General features: G+C 59.5%; 1 protein-coding gene. It reads left to right on the top strand.

Annotated features, from left to right (window positions below):
• On the top strand, positions 1 to 279 hold a 279-nt coding region (locus EN824_RS34920; protein WP_135933252.1), incomplete at both ends, for an amino acid permease.

Genomic DNA, 279 nt, shown 5'->3' with positions numbered 1-279 from the left:
TCCGGTACGTGGTATGCCGTGGTGATCGCGATCTTCAGTTTCATCGGCATCGAATTCATTGCAGTAGCTGCTGGTGAAGCGAAACAGCCGCAGCAGGCCGCGCGCACGGCATTCAAGTCCGCCGTCTTCCGGCTGTTCCTGTTCTACATCGTTACCATTGCGTTGACGGTGGCGATCGTTCCATGGCAGCGCGCGGGGACGGGAGAAAGCCCGTTCGTCCTCGTCATGCGCCTCGTCGGCATTCCCTTTGGCGCGAGCGTGATGAACTTTGTCGTCCTG

This window comes from Mesorhizobium sp. M8A.F.Ca.ET.181.01.1.1 (genome assembly GCF_004792025.1).
In the GTDB taxonomy this organism is placed as follows: Bacteria; Pseudomonadota; Alphaproteobacteria; order Rhizobiales; family Rhizobiaceae; genus Mesorhizobium.
Note: the sequence above shows the minus strand (reverse complement) of the source record. Positions and strands in the feature narration are given on the sequence as shown.